Raw genomic sequence first — 19,421 nt, forward strand, 5'->3', positions numbered from 1 at the left:
TTACCTTTTCCCCGAAAAACAGACGGTCCAAATAATAACTTATATATTATTTCGGGCAGTTAGAACAATCCGGCATTCTTTCTCCGGAGTTTCGCTGTAAGCGCGTGCAATCCCTTTTTTTGCGATTTCTGATTTTTCAACTCGTCTCAGCATAAATGCTACTTCCAGCGTTTTTTCAAAAGGAAACGGTTCAAGCATTAACGTTGACTTATCCTGCCACTCCGCTGTGATGACACGACCTGACGTAAAACTGAAATCTTCAGTACCTGAGAACCCTTCACGCCACCATGGATGCTCCTCTGATTTCGGACACCCCGGCTCATTTAAGGCCAAATACAAGGACAGATCATCGCAGAATTCTAAAAGACGGGCATCATAATACAGCTCATCTTCCCCAATAGGCTTAGAAGCTTCAAGTTCCCGATGGATACGTGCTCTGCGCTCCTCTTCATGTTCTTGATATAAAGTAAGTTCTGGATAATCGAGTCCCGCTATCTTAATAAGCCGTTCAAAATGCAAGCTGCACAGCAACGCTCCGTACGGTGTGTGTTCCTCGATCTCATCTAATCCACGCTTATAAAAGGTCAACTTAGGCACTACAGGAAAATCAATAAAGGTGTAGGGTGCTTGCTCCGCATCATTCCAGAAAGGGGTCTCATCCAGATCAATCCAGCCCCTATCATGCTGCGCTACTGCCCACAGAACCTCTTCCCGGCGTCCTTCAGTTGGCACATGCTGCTCTTTGAACCCAATGGCCAGCTCTCCGGCAAGTTTCCCGTGATCATGCTGCTTAACCATTACAATTGCTCCATCTTGCTCCCGACAAATCACGATTATTCCTCCTTGTTCCACAGCTAACATTACGTTAACAATGGATATTATAGCATAAATTGGTCAATGTTCTGAACCTGCTCCAGCCCTGCAAGACTTTCCCGCCACAAGCAGATAAGAGAGTCTTAACCACATAAAAAAAACTACCCCCAGCGAATGGAATCCACTTTGAGGATAGCTCAATAGATAAACATTTGGCGGTACTATTAATTACACACCTAACCAACGTTTGAACATATGCTTTGTTGTTTGCTTGTTTATTTCTGCAATGGATGTCGTAAGAGGAATCCCCTTTGGACAAGCGCGCACACAGTTCTGTGAGTTACCACAGCCATCGATCCCGCCATCCTCCATCAGAGCGTCCAATCTTTCGTCAGCGTTCATTTCACCTGTAGGGTGAGCATTGAACAGACGTACTTGAGAAATGGCTGCCGGTCCGATGAAATCCGTCTTTTCGTTGACATTCGGGCAAGCCTCCAAACATACGCCACAGGTCATACATTTGGATAATTCATAGGCCCACTGCCGTTTTTTCTCCGGCATCCGCGGTCCCGGTCCAAGATCGTACGTACCGTCAATCGGAATCCATGCTTTCACCCGTTTTAGCGCATTGAACATCCGGGTACGGTCAATGACTAAGTCACGCACCACCGGAAATGTCTTCATAGGCTCAATGCGTACAGGCTGCTCCAGATTGTCTATAAGTGCAGCGCAGGCTTGGCGGGGTTTGCCATTAATCACCATGGAGCAAGCTCCGCACACTTCTTCTAAACAGTTGGAATCCCAGCATACGGGAACTGTGCTGTCACCTTTGGCATTCACAGGGTTACGCTGAATTTCCATCAAAGCACTGATCACATTCATACCTGGACGATAAGGAAGTTCAAACTCCTCGACATACGATGAACTTTGTGGATCGTCCTGGCGGGTGATGATAAACTTTACGTTTTTGGGAGCTGCAGCTGTTTCCGCCATAATGGTTCCCTCCTAAAATTGCCTGATTTTATTTCATGAAGCTTGCCTCGCAAGCTATTCTGTTACTGGAAAGCATTAATCCTTCGAATAATCGCGTACCCGTGGAGGAATCAGCGAGACATCCACTTCGTCGTAGGAGATTTGTGGACCCTCTGCAGTCCAGGCTGCTTTTGTGGTCTTCAAGAACTCCTCATCATTACGATTCGGGAATTCCGGTTTGTAATGTGCACCACGGCTCTCATTCCGCATAAGCGCTCCAAGTGTCATCGCTTCGGACAGCTCAAGCATATTCCAGAGCTGGCGAGTGAAGGCCACACCTTGGTTATTCCAGCGCGATGCATCATTCATATTGATCTTGCGATAACGCTCCTTAAGCTCTTTGATTTTGCCAATGGTCGCTTCCAGCTTCGGATTGTGCCGCACCACGGTCATATTGGCGGTCATCCATTCGCCCAGTTCCTTATGGATCACATAAGCATTCTCTGTCCCAGACATCGCTAACAGAGACTCATATTTGTCCGTTTGCTTTTTGTGGAAGCTATCGAATACAGATGAAGAGATATCCTGCAATGATTTCTTCAGGCCTTTAATGTATTCAACAGCCTTTGGTCCTGCGACCATACCGCCGTAAATAGCAGATACCAGTGAGTTGGCACCTAGGCGGTTCGCTCCATGATATTGATATTCACATTCTCCGGCTGCAAAAAGACCAGGAACGTTCGTCATTTGATTGTAATCAACCCACATGCCGCCCATAGAATAGTGCACAGCCGGGAAAATCTTCATTGGTATTTTACGGGGATCATCCCCCATGAATTTTTCGTAAATTTCAATAATCCCGCCAAGCTTCACGTCCAGCTCTTTCGGATCCTTATGAGAGAGGTCCAAATACACCATGTTCTCGCCATTAATGCCCAGCCCTTGATCCACACACACATTAAAAATTTCACGTGTAGCAATATCGCGCGGCACCAAGTTACCGTAGGACGGATATTTTTCTTCGAGGAAATACCACGGTTTCCCGTCTTTATAAGTCCAGATACGGCCGCCTTCGCCACGTGCCGATTCCGACATCAGGCGGAGCTTGTCATCTCCCGGAATAGCCGTTGGGTGAATCTGGATAAATTCTCCGTTGGCATAATGTACGCCCTGTTGGTATACCGCACTTGCGGCTGTCCCTGTATTAATAACGGAGTTCGTTGTTTTGCCAAAAATAATACCCGGCCCGCCGCTTGCCAAAATAACAGCATCCGCAGGAAAAGTCTCAATCTCCATCGTCTTAAGATTTTGGGCACTGATGCCACGGCATACACCTTCGTCGTCGATGATAGCTGAAAGGAACTCCCAGTTCTCGCGTTTAGTTACGAGACCTTCAGCTTCCCAGCGGCGCACCTGCTCATCCAACGCGTACAGCAGCTGTTGGCCTGTTGTCGCGCCGGCAAAAGCTGTACGGTGCCGCTTCGTTCCGCCGAAACGACGGAAGTCGAGCAGGCCTTCCGGCGTACGGTTGAACATAACGCCCATCCGGTCCATAAGGTGAATGATACCTGGCGCAGCTTCACACATTGCCTTAACCGGCGGCTGATTCGCCAAAAAGTCACCGCCATAGACGGTGTCATCAAAATGCTCCCAAGGGGAGTCGCCCTCACCTTTGGTATTTACAGCGCCATTGATGCCGCCTTGCGCACATACGGAGTGTGATCTTTTTACAGGAACTAATGAGAATAAATGGACATGCGCACCGGCTTCCGCTGCCTTGATGGTAGCCATCAGGCCGGCCAGGCCGCCGCCCACGATAATGATATCGGATGTTGCCATGATAGTTCACTCCTTTTATCGAAAATATCAGAAAGGATTCTTAAATTAAATGAAGGTCTTTATGGACTGGGCAATGGTTGCTGCGGTTTGAAATTCACTGTCACGGAAAGTAACCAGCGAAATCAGGAACATGAAAGTTACTAATACAAATATGCCAAGACAGAGGTAAGAAGATACCCGCTGTGCACGTGGACCTACGGTAATTCCCCAGCTGATCAAGAAAGACCAGAGACCGTTCGAGAAGTGGAAGCATGCAGCAACGATACCGATAATATACAGTGTCAGCAGAAGTGGCTGAGTCACGATATCATGCATCAGACCGCCTAATTCTTCGTGCTCCACATTACCCACTGCCACCTGAACCCGTGTTTGGAACAAGTGCCAGACGATAAAGATGAAGGTAACAATACCTGTAATCCGTTGCAGGGTGTAACGCCAGTTTCTTTCAATGTTGAAACGGTTCAAGTTCGGCTTGGATTGATACGCAATATAAAGTCCGTATACCCCATGGTACAGCAGAGGAAGCCATATACCGAACAATTCCAGGAAGAAGACGAGCGGCAGGCTGTTCAGCCATAACACGCTGTCAGTGAAACCGGAAGCGCCACCCTCTACAGCCGCAAAATTCGTCATCATGTGCTCAATGAAGAAGGCTCCAAGTGGGATAACGCCTAGCAAGGAATGAATCTTTCTGGAATAAAATCCTTTCATACAAAGTAACCCCTTTCCGATTAAAACAGCGTTTTCATTAATGGGTATTCACCGCCGGAACTACATTTGACACAGGATAACGTTGACAATCCAATGACATAATTCCTTAATTTACCGTTATCCTAGAGTTTACCGGACTTAGTTTTATTTTTCACAAAATGTGAATATCTTGTGTCACTTTTCATGTTACTCTTTTTTCGCTTATAAGGGAATTGCAATCTAATTATTAAACGTTATACAATAAACGCATAAGAATAGATTTTATATGATAATAATTCTCATTTAGCAAAACAACATTTTCCGACATAACCTGATTTTCCTTATGTAATAAGAACAGTTACTCTTACGGCTATGAATTTCATCACTACTGATCGTACATCGCATTAGGAGAGGAACTCAATTATGTTTGACGATTTAGATGTTTTTGCAGCAGTTGTGGAACATTCCAGCTTAAACCGGGCCTCACGCCAGCTCAATCTATCCCAGCCCGCCTTGTCTCGCAAAATTTCTAAACTCGAGGAACGTCTGGGGGTCGCACTGTTTAATCGTTATGGCAAACGACTGGAGTTAACCGAGGTTGGGCGTCTCACTTATTCCTATGCGCTTGAACAACGGCAGCAGCGTTCCAAGTTTCTGGAAGCCCTTTCTAAATTCAAAGAGGGGGAGCCAAGGCTTGTCACCTTGGGGGCTAGTCTTACCTCTCTGCAGACCACGCTTCCGCCGCTGGTAAACGCTTATATGGATAAATATCCGACTGCAGAGCTGAAGCTGATCACAGGCCGAACGCATGAGATCGTATCCTCAGTTAGTGAGGGAAAATCAGATGTAGGTCTGATCGCTTCCTCTATTCAAGAACCCGGGTTACGCTGCATTTCTCTGTTTGAGGATCAACTGCGACTGGTCGTCTCAGAGCAGCATCCTTTAAATTTATCTTCCAAGCTAACCATGGATCATCTATCCCGGCTGCCTATGATTCTCTTCTCAAAGGGGACCTGGTACCGGCGTCTGACGGACGATCTATTCCAGCGCTGCGGGATTGATCCCGATGTGCGTATGGAGATTGACTCCTTCGAAGCCATCGTGCGGCTGCTTCCGACTGTCAAAGCGGCTGCGTTACTGCCAAAGTCTTATCTGCGTCCAGAGCTGCTGAACGGCGGCGGGCTGGTGTCCTTACATATCAAGGAGCTGGAGCAGACTCAAAGGACCACCTGCCTGATTTACCGTGACGATGGAAGCATGAGCACGGCGGCTCGCAGTCTGGTGCAAGTTACCGAAGAGATGTTTCTGACAGAACGTGAGCAGTAAAGCCGGACCAAATGAATCAAGGTGCGCACCTAGTGATCTCCAGATGAGGCAATAAGTGAAGCACTTATAGCGTAATTAGGGAATTTCTCCCTGAAATTTAGAGATTTCTGTTCAACAGACTTAAAATTAGGGAAAACTTCCCTAATTTTCGGCTGATTCAGTAACTAATAAAGGAATCCCTCTGTTTATTAGGGAGGAATTCCCTAATGTCGTTCATTTAGAGCGAATAGCGGCTATTTTTAGGGAGGTTTTCCCTAATTAGTTCACACCCACTCTATACATCGTACAAACAAAGAACGCATATCGCCCATATTCCACCGTCACAGATACCACAAATCATCTACTACAGCCGTACGAATATCACACCTAACAAATCATCCACCGCCCAAACCAATATCTTAGAACACTACGCGTGGTCTATAGTCATATGGCATAGTAAAATCCATTACGTTTCCTACTCTTTACTCCATAAAAAAGAAGCTGCCCCCAAGTAGAATTCACTACTTTTGAGTCAGCTTCTTTTCCTATGATTCTTGGTTCACAACTTCACTCTCAAAACGGTCAATACTTTCATTAGGACCAATGAGTACCATAACATCGCCTTCACTCAAATAATCATGGGCAGTTGGAGCGACGATTATTCCACTTTCCCTATTTAGGGCAACAATACTGCAGCCATATTTAGCTCTTGTGTTTAAATCAGACAAGCTTCTGCCGTTCATGCAGGACGGTACGGTCAGCTCGACAATTTTATAATCCTTGGACAGTTCAATATAATCCAGCAAATTGGGCGTCACCAGCTGGTGTGCCACACGAATCCCCATATCCCGCTCCGGAAAAATAACCCGATCAACCCCCAGCCGCGACAGTGCGCGGCCATGAAGGATGGAGATTGCCTTAGCCACCACTTGCTTGACTCCAATCTCCTTCAACAAAATGGCCGCCAGAATGCTTCTCTCCATATTGTCACCAATCGCAACAATCCCACAATCAAAGTTCCGTACACCAAGCGAGCGCATAATCCCCTCATCTGTAGCATCTGCTACTACCGTATGCGTCAACTGATCGCTCATTTCCTCCACGCGTTCTTCATGGTGGTCAATGCCGAGCACCTCGTAGCCCATTTCCATCAGCTCAAGCGCCAGGCTTGAACCGAAGCGACCTAAGCCGATTACTACAAATTGCTGTGCTTTCATTTCTAATTAACTCCTATCCAATAATTATTTTACCTTCCGGATACTTATACAATGGTTTACCCTGTTTGGGACCGAGTGCATACGCTAAGGTTAGTGGACCTAGCCGACCTGCAAACATCGTCAGACAGAGTAGAATCTTACCGATCGCTGACAGTTCCGGAGTTAGCCCCATAGTCAGTCCTACCGTAGCAAAGGCGGAGGTCGTCTCAAACAAGATTGCCAAGAAATTACTGTCTTCAGTTGTGGAGAGTATCATCGACACAGAGGCGATTAACAACAAAGCCAGCAGCGTGATCGTTAATGCCTTGTAGATGCGCTCCTGAGCCAGCCGATAACGGAACAACACAACATCTTCCCGTCCACGCAGCATAGCAATTACAGCACCAATCATCATCGTAAAGGTTGTTGTCTTGATCCCGCCGCCCGTTGAGCCCGGAGAAGCACCAATAAACATAAGAATCACTATAAAAAATTGTGTAGCCTGCCGAAGTCCAGCAATATCAACTGTGTTCGCGCCAGCCGTACGGGGAGAAACGGATTGAAAGAAGGCCGATAATATTTTACCGCCAAAATTCAGTGAACCCAGGGTACGAGTGTTAGTAAACTCGAATATAAAAATAACCAGAGCTCCGATCAGAATCAGCCCTGTACTGGTGGACAGGACAACTTTACTATGTAGAGACAGCCTGCGGGTTACCCGAAACTCCACCAGATCTGACATTACAATAAAACCAATCCCGCCGGAGACAATCAGAAACATCACAATAATATTCACAAGCGGATCATATACGTAATCAGTTAAACTGCGAAAATCCCCAAAAATATCGAACCCCGCATTATTAAACATAGACACCGCATGAAATATGCCATAATAAATCGCTTTTCCCAACGGCATATCAAAAGCCCAGCGAATAGACAGCAGCAAAGCGGCACAGCCTTCTATGACAAGAGAATATATAAGGACTCTCCGGATCAGTCGCACAATTCCTTCCATAGAGCCTTGATTCATGGCTTCCTGTAGGATTAGCCTGTCCCGCAAAGATATTTTACGCTTTAACACCAGTGAAAATAGAGTGGCCATGGTCATAAAACCTAAGCCGCCGATCTGGATTAGGATCATAATTACGGTTTTCCCAAAAATCGTGAACGAAGTTCCGGTATCCAGCACAACAAGCCCTGTTACACAGGTTGCCGAAGTTGAAGTAAATAATGCATCAATAAATTTCACGGAATTCCCGCTTGTGCTTGAGATGGGGAGCATAAGCAGCAAGGCCCCTATCAAAATAATCGATGCAAAACCCAGCACCAGTATCTGCGGCGGCGAGAGCTTTAGAAACTTAAATTCAGAAATCCTACGAAACTGTGAAGCCATTTGCTCACCTTCTTATCAAAAATTCCAACAAAAAAAGCACTGGAAAACCAATGCTGACTTGGTTCCTGCAGTAAATTAGCCTACGAGGTTAGCTGACGGATTCGGACTATGCAGGCTGCCCTATTCGTTCCTAGAACGAAATTCACCCCTGATGAAAGTGCCATTTATCGTGTACACTCCACTTTTCATCACTTCTTATGGTTCCCCCGTTTTCACCAGAAATTCGGCTACTATACAATTGCATACAAATTATATACGTTATTTAGTGAATTCACAAAGACACAATTAATGCTCATTCACATGAAAAAATGCGGTTTAAAGAGACTGCATCAAAAGGAGTGCCTTTTCTCATCACTTTTCCGTGTTTTCCCTGCAATTACACCGATTCTCACCATTCATGCTGAAATGAACACGATAAAATTCATGGTATAAATTCACATGGCTATTCTATACTATCTCTATTACCCATAAAAAGAACATATAATGTTTTTTGTAACCAACCAGGCACTAATACTATAATGGAACATAACATTGTCAGTACATAACAAGGAGGCGTTACATGAATCCCGTCGGCCAGCCCTTACAGCAACGTGCCCTCTCCAAGAGGCTCATCATCTCGGGCATTATCGGTCTTATTCTATTTATTATGTTTCAGATTTCCCCTTCACTGCTTAGTAGCCCTACAGGTGAAGATACCACCGTCATTAGCAAGGCAGAAGCCCGTGACCAAGCCATATTATTTGCAGAACAAAAGCTCAACTACACCGAAGCACCAAACGATCAATGGAATGTACTTTACGAGACGGACTCTTCCTTTTATGGTTATATGTCTCGCGAGAAGCTTGTGGAGGACTACACCAAGAAAAAATTGGATCAAAAATATCCTTTTGATGTCTTTCGTGCAACGCTTACTCCGTCAGCGGAGCAAGAGCCGCAAATCATTGTTGACCTCAATATGTATAACGGTAAGATTGTCGCTTTCTCAAAGGCTGCAAAAGTTGCCTCTGAAGAGGGGTCAGGCATCGCTTCCGTTGGTGCAAAAGAGGACAAGGGAGCTGACCTCACTCTAGCGCAGAAGGAGAATCTTGCTCGTCCTTGGCTTCAGGAATGGGAAGTAAATCCTGCCAAGCTACAAATTGAATCGAATACAGGAAGCCATGGGCTAGTGTATACGGATAGTACTGTTCAGGTCGGCGAATCCTTATTGCACTATTATTTTGATTTCAGTGGAGAGCAGGTATCCAGCTTTAATGCCGGCTTCACTGCACCGGCTTGGCATACCTCCTACGTACAAGGACAGACTTCTTTAGCGGAAAAGCTAACATTATTCGGTTACGGTATACCCACACTGATTTTAGGAATTCTGGCACTCGTCTACAGTATTCTTAGAAGAGAGCACACTTCCTTTAAACGTGGAGTATTCCTGAGCTCAGCCTATTTTGTAATCATGATGATCAGCACCTATAATATGCTGCCTGAATCTACGGGCGAAGGGCTAGAAGCACAGATTACCTCTGTCATTATGTTTATCATTTATGCCTTGTACAGCCTGCTGATGTCCTCCTTGCTCTACTTCTCTTTAGTGGGCGGCAATGGCCTATGGCGAAAAGAGGAAGGCATGAACCCTTGGCCCCGCGCCAAAGAGCCCGGCTATGGACAATATGTATTGGATAGTATCCGGGCTGGATACATCTGGGCTTTCGTTCTGCTAGGGGTGCAGACGGTTATGTTCATCATATTATCGTTTACCTTGCACAATTGGTCCACTACAGACGCCACCCAATCTCCTTATAACATGAGATATGCTTGGCTTTTGCCTATCGTCGCATGGCTCGCTGGTTTATCTGAGGAAGCCATTTATCGCTTTTTCGGAATTCCTATGCTGAAAAAGGTATTCCGGAACACTTTTGTTGCTTGCTTGATCACCACACTGGTTTGGGCGTTTGGCCATACGTTATATCCGATCTATCCCATCAGCTCCCGTCCCATTGAGCTGACCGTAATCGGGCTGCTGTTCAGTTATATTTTCCTTCGTTACGGATTTATTGCTGTCATGTTCAGCCACGTCGTGTTTGACAGCATCCTGATGGGCGCTACGCTGATCTTTATGAAGGAGAGCGTAAATGTAGGCGCGGGTATCTTCGCGATTATTATGCCGTTCATAGTCGCTTACATCGTCTATCGATTTAATCCACCGCAGAAGCCTAAGCCGGTGGAGCCGTCTTCTTTGATTTAAACTAATTTGAAGACATAATGAAATTAAAAAAAGGGGATCATAGCAGCTTTAATCGCTGCTGTGATCCCCTTTTTCTTTTGTCACCATTGCTATGAGGTTGGCTCTTCATCCTTGAGCGCATCAAGAATTTGTCTTGCCAGCTTTTCTCCAATAGAAAGTGTACGGAAATCATCCACGGAGGCTTCTTTAATTTTCTTAAGCGATCCGAAATGCTTTAGCAGCGCTTTACGGCGCTTCTCACCAATACCAGGTATAGAGTCCAGCTTGGAGGTAACCATGGACTTCCCGCGCTGCTCACGGTGGAAGGTGATCGCGAACCTATGGACCTCATCCTGAATCCGTTGCAAAAGGTAAAATTCCTGACTATCCCGGGCTAGCGCGACAGGCTCTGGCGGATCTCCAACCAAAAGCTGAGCCGTCTTATGCTTATCATCCTTAACAAGGCCGCAGACCGGAATGAATAATCCCAGCTCATTCTCCAGAATATCAATAGCAGAGGAGATTTGCCCTTTCCCTCCATCGACTACAATAAGATCCGGTATCGGAAGATTCTCCTTTAATACCCGTTCATATCGCCGCCGAATGACCTCTCGCATCGTTCCATAATCATCCGCACCCACTACCGTACGAACCTTATATTTACGATACTCTTTTCGTGCAGGCTTGCCATCAATGAAGACGACCATCGCTGAGACCGGGTTAGTCCCCTGAATGTTCGAGTTATCGAACGCCTCAATACGGCTCAAGCGTTCAAGCCCCAAGCTCTCTCCTAAGCTGATCGCTGCTCCAGAGGTACGCTCTTCATCCCGTTCAATCAGCCGGAATTTCTCGTCGATAGCCACTCTTGCATTTTGACAAGCCATGCCAACCATCTGCTTCTTAAGACCGCGTTGTGGTACAAGCACCTTAATGCCCAGCCACTCCTGCAGAATGGAGGCACCGCCAGCGGCATCCACGATCCCTGCTGCCGCAGCTTCCTCAGCCGCCGTCGCACGTGCCTCAGCCTCTTCAGCCGATTCAGGAGTATCTTCACCCTGTTGTAAATCCGCTTCTGCTGGAGCAGCTATGGCGATCTCGGGTTTAGTCTCTTTATTAACCAGAGACTCCTCATCGAGCACATCCGGCAGCAGAATCTCCTGCGGCAAAGCGGGATTATCACTGTAATACTGCGTCACATAAGACATAAAGTCACTGTAGGCTTCACCATAAAACGGGAACACGGAGGAATGGCGCTGAATCATCTTCCCTTGTCTCATGTACAGAATCTGCACACACATCCATCCCTTGTCTACAGCATAACCAAATACATCCCGGTCCTTAGTATCTGTAGTGTTGATCTTCTGCTTCTCCATCAATGCATCGATATGGATAATCTGATCCCGCAGTTCCTTCGCCCGCTCAAAATATAATTCCTCAGCAGCTTCCTGCATTTTTTGCTGTAAATCCTTTTTAACCGCCTCATGACCTCCGCCTAGAAAAGCAGCGATGTCCTGCGTAATCTGCTCATACTCGGATTTCTGAACCTCCTTCTCACACGGTGCCAGACACTGGCCCATGTGATAATAAAGACAGACCTCCTTTGGCATCACGCCGCATTTACGAAGCGGGTACATACGATCTAGGAGCTTTTTTGTTTGCTGAGCAGCATAAGCATTAGGATAAGGGCCAAAATATTTTGCTTTATCTTTAATCACCCGGCGTGTAACCTCAAGGCGCGGGTGAGTTTCATTCGTTATTTTTATATAAGGAAACGTCTTGTCGTCTTTCAAAAGCACATTATAACGCGGCATATGTTTCTTAATCAGATTACACTCTAGAATGAGCGCTTCCATGTTACTGGACGTAACGATGTATTCGAAATCAGCAATATTAGCGACAAGCCGCTGCGTTTTACCATTATGACTGCCTGTAAAATAAGACCGCACCCGATTCTTGAGTACTTTCGCTTTGCCCACATAAATAATAGTGCCTTCCTGATTCTTCATCAGATAGCAACCAGGCAGATCGGGTAGTAGTGCCAGTTTATTGCGGATATTGTCCAAAATGATCCCCTCCAGCTAAATTGGACCCATGATTAGTTGGCATTCAGCACACAAAACGCCTCCGGAATGAACCGAAGGCGCTGAGTGGCAGGGCCGAGGCCCGAACAGTAGCATCTATCAATTATTGATGTTTTGCTACGATATTTTTCAGGGATTCTTTGGAGTTCAGTCCCACAACTTTATCTACCGGTTGACCGTCTTTGAAGAAGATCAGAGTTGGGATACTCATAACACCAAAACGGGAAGCCGTTTCCGGATTCTCATCCACATTCAATTTTGCAATTTTCACGTCGTCTCCCAGCTCTGTGGACAATTCATCCAAGATTGGAGCGAGCATTTTACAAGGACCACACCAAGGAGCCCAGAAGTCTACTACTACAGTACCTTGACCTTCCACTTCGTTACTGAAGGATTGGTCAGACACGTTCACGATAGCCATGATATTGTTCCTCCTTTAAGTTTTGCGAAGCATTACGCACATCTTAAGCCAAAGCTTAGTTCATGGAAGCTGCTCCGAAATATGAGTTAATAAATTGTTTCATGTAATATGATAACCAAATTACCACTTACCGACACATTACAAGTATAACATATCTTTATGGGATATGTGAAATATCACTCGCAATTATATTGCCTTCAATGTATTTTTTTTACGCACTCTTTTCTTTACAACCTCCCCAGCATTTCGGTATACTTAAAGAAAGCGCATTAATTGTCAATGACTTATTTCATAAACTAATGTCAATTTGCATCTAATAATACAGGGCTTGTCCCTGTAAGGAGGCAGAAACTATGGATGTTAACGCGCAAGTACGGGACCCACGAGAACATATCAACGAAGAACCCCGCAATGATCTTGGGGATTTAATGACCGGATTTTTCGGAATGACCACGTTTATGACGGTTGTCTTTTTCGGAATGGTCATCCTTAAGTTCATTCTCTCGGAGTAAAGGAAACATCGCACACTAAAAAGAAGCTGTCTCAAAAGTAGTGAGTGCTACTTATGGGGCGGCTTCTTTTTTTGAGAATAATGAGGGAAAAAGCGGCGTTTGAGTTAGGATAACTAAAGAAAACGAAGAGCAGCCATCCTCCAATAAAAGGAGAACCACTGCTCTTTTGAATTTTACATTATGAATATTTCAGGCTTATCTATTGGCCCCTCGCTGATTCTCCCCATGCAGTGGAAGAACATCCACAAAAGGAGCAATGCGATCCATTAGCCGTTGGCCTTTATAGACCTCTTCACCATCTTTGCTCGTAAAGCTAAGATGTTTCTCCAAGCCATCCAACGGATAATTCGAGGTGTAAAAGGTTGGTTTGCGGTTCATCCGATAATTTAAGATCGCCCCAAGTACATGATCACGAGCCCAAGGATTCAGATTTTCCGCACCAATGTCATCAAAAATAAGTAAATCGCAGTTTTTCATCGTATCGACAGTTTCCTTCATCTTCTGGCCATCCATCATGATCGATTTCAAGTCCTCTATAAAGTCTGGCATGTATACGATCACTCCGGTATATCCAGCAACAGCAAGCTCATGCAGCAAATAACACATCAAAAAAGTTTTGCCTGTTCCAAAAGAGCCATGTAAATAAATGCCGCGTGAAGTCAGGCCTTCCTCTTTAACATTCGTGATATAATCAAATATTTTATTCACAGCCGAGACCCGGCGCGGGTCTTTGCCCATAATATCTATCTCATCATAACCGCCGTTAAGTACACGCTCGTCCACATAAAAGCTACGAATACGTTTGCGGATGTTATCCTGATTATCTTGTGCCACTTTAAGTCGGCATGCCGTCTTGCGTTCATATAGATCCACTGAACCATTTACAGTTTCTACCGTTAGTTTACTATAATGGCCAGGAAAATCATTTGGACACTTCTCTAGTCCTGGGCAGTTCGCACAGTTTCGGCTTTCCTCTACATATTGATACAGGCGACTCATATGAAGCCGCAGTCGTGATTCGTCCAGTTCAGGATGTTCGGACTGTAATGCCTTCACAAGTGGATGATTGAATAACCCCTGTTCAAGATCGCGTTGACGCTGCCGTAGAGTTGGATTGTTGATCGAACGAAGTACATCGCCCATAGACTCCATTGTTCCACCTCTCTTTCATTAAGGCGTTTGCGATACGCCTTTTTTCTTACTGGCCTTAATTTCTGCCGCTTTCTTCATCATCGCCGCGAATTCCTCTTCCGATACTGTTCCAGCACTTCCATCATCCAGCACAATCGGAATTTCCGGTTTATTAGAGCGGCCTGTATTTTTGGCATAAGAACGTGATCGTGTTCCTCCAGCCGTATTAGCCGTTGTCCCCTTGCCCTTCACTTTGGACTGATCTCTAATATATCTTACAGCCTTCTCGTAGGTGTTCACTTGTTTAACCAGCATATTGGAGGCGATAGCCTCTACAAAATTGCGGTTCATCCGCTGTTCTCCACCCGAGGCTACCATAGTCATTAAATAATGAATGAGTACATTAATTACTTCACCGCTCAGCTTATAGTTCAGATCTATTTTCTCGAACATATCCATCAGATGGCTGGGCACTGCACCCGGGAAAAAGGTTTGTAGCAGTCTCGTATAAGGTTCGTTCCGCAGCATCATATTATATTGGTGAATGTCGCATTTGGACAAAAATTGTGGCGGTACTTCTACATAATACTCCATCTCAACAGATTGCTCTGGTGGTGCTATAGAATCATCATTCTCTTCGGTCGCACTGGACCGGATAGAAACAACTTTCGCAGCTGCAATTTCACGTTTTTCCTGTCGTTTCATATCTTGCCTGAAATGTTGGCTCGCTTTATATTGCAACGCATCCAGCATGACCTCGCCCTCCGGTGAGAACACTCCATCCTCATCCAGCAAACGACATAAATCCTGCGGACTCAGTTCGTATTTATGAGCAACATAGTTAATTACACCCATTTGAGTATGGTCAAAGCGCAGTTTTTCTACATGAGCCCGATTCACAGACTCCCGTGGAAAACGCAAAATAATGTCACTATATCCGATTGCCTGCTCTCCGGATTCAAGCGTGCCGGGCTGTCGAACAGAGGCTACCTCTGCCAAAGCTTGCTCCAGCTCATAATCAATGACATGTGTATTAAGTTGAAAAATATCATAAAAAGGCACGGAAATATTCTCTTTGCCTATAGATCTGCGACTCCACTCTTCCGGCTCGCGATTCCAGAACTGTTCCCGTAAGGACAGCACAGCAAATTTGCCAATCTTATCACGTAACAGCAAGGTTAAATGCTGAGTGGCAAAAAAGTCAGCTGGCGATAGCGGCGGCATTAGCTCATATTCATATAAATAATCATCTGTTTCCGGCACATAGATTCGACAGGTCTGCAACAGACCTACTGCTTCTAACCGAGAAGCCTGATCAATTAAATATTTGCGGCCTTTCTCATTGGGCTCAACACCCAAAGTCATAAATAGCCTGCGCTGTTGCTCCACTCCAGAATAGCCAATGCTATCTGCTGGCACATGTTCAACCAGCAAGCGATAGAAACTGATTGCAAAGGCTCCTACCATAGGTTGATATACAGAGCTAAGCATACGTCCATCTATAACACTAAGACCAAATTCGCGGGAAACGCAGTACCGATGATGTTCGGTGAAATGATGTAAGTTACTCATCCGCATCTACGGATACCCCCTTGTTTGCACGAATTCATACAGGATTCTATTCTATCACAAATTAACATAGCGAAAATGTAAATAAAATCCCAATTTCGACTCTTTTCGCAATATAATCAACTTCTTCTTACGAATATCTACCTCTATTAAACAAGAAGAAACGGCTTCGCCGACCTCTAAAGAGGAAGGTATCCCGTTTCTCGCAGAAATATAAGACTGATTCATAACATAGGCTCTTTCAAATCTTTAAAACATCTTGTAACCGCCAAAGCGCAGCTTTTGAATGGTCCATCCACTAAGTATAGCACCTGCAAGACCAGCGACACCTGTAAGATAATCAACAAAGTGGAAACTGGAGAGATGCTCCCAGAGCGACATCGCGTTTCTATCCCAAATAGAATAGATTACGACGGGTAGAATAATAAGTACGAATAGATAAGCGGGAAACCAGGTTGTCTTCATTAACATGTTAAGAATAAAGCCGATACCAAACATCATCACAAAGAATAAAACGGCTAGGATAAACACTGGAATAAATCCCATCTTACCGTCTCCACCCCTTTCTATAAAGAAGCGCACATCTTTTACAAGCTAGTAGTAAGTTTACTAGAAAAAATGTCACGAAGCAATGAACTTTATTCAAAATCACGCACTAATTCGCACACTTACAGGATGCCTCCGTTTGCTCTTGGCGGCTTGATTGCGATACAATGCAAGTAGATTAATCAGATCATACATAGCCTATGAAGCAGATGCTTCGTAAGACTAAGTTTATGCTTCAATTGCGAGTTTTACGCGATGTTATTTTGGGCGAGGCTTATGCTTCGTAAAACTAAGCGTATGCTTTCGAAGCAAGTTTTACGCGATGTTATTTCAGCGAGGCTTATGCTTCGTAAAACTTTTAAGGAGTGAGATCATGATCGAAGCCGCTTTGACACTGGAAGGCTGGTATGCACTGCATGACTTCCGCTCTCTGAACTGGACCGCTTGGACGGCAGCAGATGATGAAGAACGTGCCGTTGCCCTGGAAGAACTACATGCTTTTATGCAGGAATGGAGCCCTGTTGAGGAAGCTAAAGAAGGCAGCACCGCAGTATACTCCATAGTGGGCCAAAAGGCCGATTTTGTAATGATGTTTTTGCGCGAAAGCCTAGAAGCTTTGAACCAACTTGAGACCGCCTTTAACAAAATCGCTTTTGCTCAATATACAACCAAAGCTTATTCATATGTAAGTATTGTTGAATTAAGCAACTACGCTGCTGGTGGCAGTGGCAGCGACGGTAGCGATCCTATGCAGAATCCGCATGTTGCCGCACGTCTAAAGCCTATTTTACCGCAAGCGAAACACATCTGTTTCTATCCTATGAACAAAAAACGCGAGCTTGCCGATAACTGGTACATGCTTGATATGGACAAACGCCGGGAGCTCATGGCTTCACACGGGTTAATTGGACGTTCATATGCAGGTAAAGTGAAGCAAATTATTACCGGCTCCGTCGGTTTTGATGACTGGGAATGGGGCGTAACTCTGTTCGCTGAAGATGCACTGCAATTCAAAAAGCTGGTATACGAAATGCGTTTTGACGAAGTAAGTGCTCGCTACGGCGAATTCGGACCTTTTTATGTCGGCAATCTGCTGACTGAAGAATCTTTTGAAGAAATGCTCAAGCTGTAACAATAAAAAAAGGGTGTGTCTCCAGTTCGCATGGAGACACACCCTTTTTAACTGCCATATCATTAGATTAAGACACCGAAGTTCCTGAATCCTCGTCTTCTTTATCCTCATCATCTTCACGTAAACTTTCCAGATATTCAGCCGTGGCCCGATCCCGAGCGCGCCCTTTATCCTTCAGACGTTCGATACCAGGGAGAATGAGCAGATCAATTTCCTTCTGAACGATATAAGCCAGATCATACTGGTTCTGATCCTCCAGATAAGATCCAACCTCTATCAGTCCGTTATAACGGTCCAATTCTTCACGAGTCAGCAGTCCGCGTACCTGTACGCTGCAATGGCGCATCTTATAAGAATCTTCCTTTTTTCAGAACCAGCGGAATTCCGCCGATAATGAACAAGTAGCGCATATCTACAACTTTTTTCAACTGAGCTGCAGTCCAGCCCTTGTAAGTTTTGCTGCCTACTACAGCGATTCCTTGGCCTTTGCCTAGGGAAGCTACGGTTCCTTTATTGCTGAATGCGAATTTCTTTGGCTGTTGATTGCGGATTGCTGCCACCAAATTATGCGCACAGCATTCACCCTGCTGCATAGCAATTTGAGCGGTTGGCGGGTAAGGGCGTCCTTCCGGATTAATCATAAGGGAGCCATCCCCAATAATGAAGATATTCTCTTGGCCCGGTGCACGTAGATATTCATCTACCTTCACGCGCCCACGCATAGCTTCAAATCCGGCAGCCTCAATAAGACGATTGCCACGGATTCCGCCTGTCCAAATAATTGTGGAGGCTTTGATTTCTTCGCCTGATGCCAGAATTACCCCGTTTGGCAGACACTCCTTGATCGCAACACCCATCTTGAAGGTAACTCCCTTTTTGGTGAGCAAGTCCATCGCATACTCAACAAGCTCAGGAGCAAAACCAGGCAGTGCTGTCGGAGCAGCCTCTACGTTATATATATTAACCATACTTGGATCAACGTCATATTCTTTACACAATCCAGGGATACGGTCAGCTAATTCAGCTACAAATTCGATACCGCTAAAGCCGGCACCACCGACAACAAAATTAATATGCTCCTGAGCATTGTTCTCGTTCTTGTACTTAGCGAATTGATATTCAATATGCTCGCGAATTAAACGAACGGAATTGATGCTCCGGATTGTCAGTGCGTATTTATCAAGTCCAGGAATACCAAATGTTTCAGGTTCTCCACCTAAAGCAATGACAAGATAATCATACGATAGGGTACCATCCTCCAAAATAATCTTTTTCTGCTGAGTACGAATTTCCTGAACAGATGACTTCACGAGGTCGATCTTGAATTCATCGATTAGTTTCGAAATGGACACCCGAGTGTGTTCAATACTGTCCGTACCCGCCGCAGGCATATGTAGATGGGTAGTAAAATAGTGGTACTCGTGACGGTTTACAAGCGTGACATCCGCTTCATTATAATTCAAAGCCTTCTGCAAGCGCTGTGCGGTCAAAATACCCCCATAGCCCGCGCCTAAGATAACGATTTTGGGAATACTACTCATGTTCCGGCTCCTTCCAAGAGGTAAATCTGTCTTTGTATTTTTTATTGAAACAATGTACGGTCCTT

Annotated in this window: 17 protein-coding genes and 1 riboswitch; of the genes, 4 read left to right on the plus strand and 13 right to left on the minus strand. The window is 45.2% G+C overall.

Features of this window, described 5'->3' with window-relative positions; translation table 11 throughout:
* Positions 1-39: 39 nt before the first annotated feature.
* The 4 genes from MKZ09_RS28060 to MKZ09_RS28075 form a co-directional block, all read right to left on the minus strand.
* Complete coding sequence (locus MKZ09_RS28060; RefSeq protein ID WP_076206377.1) at positions 40-831, minus strand: DUF3891 family protein; 792 nt, start codon at positions 829-831, stop codon at positions 40-42.
* Positions 832-1,041: 210 nt separating this feature from the next.
* Complete coding sequence (sdhB, locus tag MKZ09_RS28065) at positions 1,042-1,806, minus strand: succinate dehydrogenase iron-sulfur subunit (RefSeq protein WP_036679800.1); 765 nt, start codon at positions 1,804-1,806, stop codon at positions 1,042-1,044.
* Between the two features lie 75 nt (positions 1,807-1,881).
* Complete coding sequence (gene sdhA, locus MKZ09_RS28070) at positions 1,882-3,624, minus strand: succinate dehydrogenase flavoprotein subunit (RefSeq protein ID WP_076206380.1); 1,743 nt, start codon at positions 3,622-3,624, stop codon at positions 1,882-1,884.
* 45 nt (positions 3,625-3,669) lie between these two features.
* Positions 3,670-4,335: a succinate dehydrogenase cytochrome b558 subunit gene (locus MKZ09_RS28075; RefSeq protein WP_036679804.1), complete on the minus strand. Its 666-nt coding sequence runs from the start codon at positions 4,333-4,335 to the stop codon at positions 3,670-3,672.
* Between the two features lie 402 nt (positions 4,336-4,737).
* Here MKZ09_RS28075 and MKZ09_RS28080 point away from each other — a divergent pair, with 402 nt between their 5' ends.
* Positions 4,738-5,640: a LysR family transcriptional regulator gene (locus MKZ09_RS28080; RefSeq protein ID WP_076134195.1), complete on the plus strand. Its 903-nt coding sequence runs from the start codon at positions 4,738-4,740 to the stop codon at positions 5,638-5,640.
* Positions 5,641-6,164: 524 nt separating this feature from the next.
* Here the strand turns inward: MKZ09_RS28080 and MKZ09_RS28085 are convergent.
* Positions 6,165-6,836: a potassium channel family protein gene (locus tag MKZ09_RS28085; protein WP_036679808.1), complete on the minus strand. Its 672-nt coding sequence runs from the start codon at positions 6,834-6,836 to the stop codon at positions 6,165-6,167.
* A gap of 13 nt (positions 6,837-6,849) precedes the next feature.
* On the minus strand, positions 6,850-8,208 hold the full coding sequence (locus MKZ09_RS28090) for a TrkH family potassium uptake protein (protein WP_076206382.1): 1,359 nt from the start codon (positions 8,206-8,208) through the stop codon (positions 6,850-6,852).
* Between the two features lie 61 nt (positions 8,209-8,269).
* Positions 8,270-8,447, minus strand: a riboswitch (cyclic di-AMP (ydaO/yuaA leader).
* 320 nt (positions 8,448-8,767) lie between these two features.
* Here MKZ09_RS28090 and MKZ09_RS28095 point away from each other — a divergent pair.
* Positions 8,768-10,444 (plus strand): CPBP family intramembrane glutamic endopeptidase, encoded by a 1,677-nt coding sequence (locus MKZ09_RS28095; RefSeq protein WP_076206384.1) that lies wholly within the window; start codon positions 8,768-8,770, stop codon positions 10,442-10,444.
* Positions 10,445-10,533: 89 nt separating this feature from the next.
* Here the strand turns inward: MKZ09_RS28095 and uvrC are convergent, their stop codons facing one another.
* Both uvrC and trxA read right to left on the minus strand, forming a co-directional pair.
* On the minus strand, positions 10,534-12,486 hold the full coding sequence (gene uvrC / locus MKZ09_RS28100; protein WP_269473518.1) for an excinuclease ABC subunit UvrC: 1,953 nt from the start codon (positions 12,484-12,486) through the stop codon (positions 10,534-10,536).
* 121 nt (positions 12,487-12,607) lie between these two features.
* Positions 12,608-12,925: a thioredoxin gene (trxA, locus tag MKZ09_RS28105; protein ID WP_036679814.1), complete on the minus strand. Its 318-nt coding sequence runs from the start codon at positions 12,923-12,925 to the stop codon at positions 12,608-12,610.
* Between the two features lie 353 nt (positions 12,926-13,278).
* Between trxA and MKZ09_RS28110 the strand changes: the two genes are divergently transcribed.
* Positions 13,279-13,437 carry a YqzM family protein gene (locus MKZ09_RS28110; RefSeq protein ID WP_094902239.1) on the plus strand — a complete coding sequence of 53 codons (159 nt, stop codon included), beginning with the start codon at positions 13,279-13,281 and terminating at the stop codon, positions 13,435-13,437.
* Between the two features lie 195 nt (positions 13,438-13,632).
* On the opposite strand, the gene dnaI is transcribed toward MKZ09_RS28110, so the two are convergent.
* The 3 genes from dnaI to MKZ09_RS28125 all read right to left on the minus strand — a co-directional run bounded on the left by dnaI (position 13,633) and on the right by MKZ09_RS28125 (position 16,683).
* Entirely contained in the window at positions 13,633-14,589 is a 957-nt protein-coding gene (gene dnaI / locus MKZ09_RS28115) for a primosomal protein DnaI (protein WP_076134190.1), read from the minus strand.
* An 18-nt stretch (positions 14,590-14,607) separates the two neighbouring features.
* Positions 14,608-16,146 carry a DnaD domain protein gene (locus MKZ09_RS28120; protein ID WP_076134189.1) on the minus strand — a complete coding sequence of 513 codons (1,539 nt, stop codon included), beginning with the start codon at positions 16,144-16,146 and terminating at the stop codon, positions 14,608-14,610.
* Positions 16,147-16,386: 240 nt separating this feature from the next.
* Positions 16,387-16,683, minus strand: a complete 297-nt coding sequence (locus tag MKZ09_RS28125) for a YuiB family protein (RefSeq protein ID WP_036685224.1) — start codon at positions 16,681-16,683, stop codon at positions 16,387-16,389.
* Positions 16,684-17,056: 373 nt separating this feature from the next.
* On the opposite strand from MKZ09_RS28125, the gene hemQ reads away from it, so the two are divergent.
* Complete coding sequence (hemQ, locus tag MKZ09_RS28130) at positions 17,057-17,815, plus strand: hydrogen peroxide-dependent heme synthase (protein ID WP_036685226.1); 759 nt, start codon at positions 17,057-17,059, stop codon at positions 17,813-17,815.
* 67 nt (positions 17,816-17,882) lie between these two features.
* Here the strand turns inward: hemQ and MKZ09_RS28135 are convergent, their stop codons facing one another.
* Positions 17,883-18,161, minus strand: a complete 279-nt coding sequence (locus tag MKZ09_RS28135) for a hypothetical protein (protein WP_076206387.1) — start codon at positions 18,159-18,161, stop codon at positions 17,883-17,885.
* Between the two features lies 1 nt (position 18,162).
* Positions 18,163-19,356 (minus strand): NAD(P)/FAD-dependent oxidoreductase, encoded by a 1,194-nt coding sequence (locus MKZ09_RS28140; protein WP_036685230.1) that lies wholly within the window; start codon positions 19,354-19,356, stop codon positions 18,163-18,165.
* Positions 19,357-19,421 lie beyond the last annotated feature (65 nt).

Source organism: Paenibacillus sp. FSL R5-0908 (assembly GCF_038006245.1).
Taxonomy (GTDB): Bacteria; Bacillota; Bacilli; order Paenibacillales; family Paenibacillaceae; genus Paenibacillus_AQ; species Paenibacillus_AQ odorifer.